Genomic DNA, 1,169 nt, shown 5'->3' on the forward strand with positions numbered 1-1,169 from the left:
CTAGTGTCGTGAGTTAGAAGTTCGCAGGCAAAATCTCTCGACACTCGCGAGGATGTCATCTGCGGTCTTTGACCAGATGAATGGCTTGGGATCGTCGTTGTTGACCTTGATGTAGTGCCTGATTGCCTGCTCCAACTGGCGAGTTGAGCGGTGGGTGCTACGGCGAATGTACTTCAGCGTCAGAGTGGCGAACCAGCGCTCTACTTGGTTCAACCAGGACGCAGAAGTCGGCGTGAAGTGAACTTGAAAGCGAGGGTGCCGAGCAAGCCAGTTCTTGATGGCGGGCGTCTTGTGTGTGCCGTAGTTGTCCAGCACCAGATGGATGTCCAGAGCTTGCGGCACATTGCTCTCAATGGTGCGCAGAAACTGCAGGAACTCGCTGCTGCGGTGGCGTCGATGAAGATCCCCGATGACGGCTCCGGTGGCGATGTCCAATGCTGCGAAAAGCGTCGTCGTGCCGTGGCGCTCATAGTCATGTGTGCGCCGCTCGGGGATACCCGGGGCCAATGGCAGCAAAGGCTGTGTGCGATCCAGCGCCTGGATCTGGCTCTTCTCATCCACGCACAACACCATGGCCCTGTGCGGCGGATCCATGTACAGCCCCACGATGTCGCGTACCTTCTCAACGAACAGCGGATCGCTGGAGAGCTTGAAGGTCTCCTGTCGATGGGGCTGCAGTCCGAATGCGCGCCAGATACGCGACACCGCCGTCTGCGACAGGCCGGCCTCGCGTGCCATGGTGCGGGTGCTCCAGTGCGTGGCTGCTTCGGGCACGCTCTCCAGCGTCTTGGCGATCACAGCATCCACACGAGCGTCATCGATGGTGCGTGGTGCTCCAGTGCGAGGGGCATCGAGTAGTCCGTCGAGTCGATCCCGCACGAATCGGGCCCGCCACTTCGAAACGGTTTGCGGTGTCACGCGCTGGCGGCTGGCAACCACCTTGTTGTCAATGTCCTGGGCACAGGCCAGGACGATGCGAGCGCGCAGCGCCAACGCCTGCGCGGTCTTGCGCCGCAGCGTCAGCGCTGTGAGCTGCTCAAACTCGACTTGCGTCAATGCCAGTTGCGCCTTGGGTCGTCCACGCATCGCAGCCTCCTCGTGTGCACACGGTACACGATTGACTCGACACGCTATCACTAGTTCAACGAACTTCTAACTCACGACACTAG

1 protein-coding gene is annotated in these 1,169 nt (G+C 60.3%); it reads right to left on the minus strand.

The features are described 5' to 3' along the window. On the minus strand, positions 1–1,086 hold the full coding sequence (locus AC07PA_RS32635) for an IS630 family transposase (protein ID WP_494610355.1): 1,086 nt from the start codon (positions 1,084–1,086) through the stop codon (positions 1–3). Positions 1,087–1,169 lie beyond the last annotated feature (83 nt).

Source organism: Acidovorax sp. GW821-FHT09B03 (assembly GCF_059418305.1).

Bases quoted from the DNA above. Each gene is read 5' to 3' on its own strand.
- AC07PA_RS32635 (WP_494610355.1), bottom strand. From the start codon at position 1,086: ATGCGTGGACGACCCAAGGCGCAACTGGCATTGACGCAAGTCGAGTTT.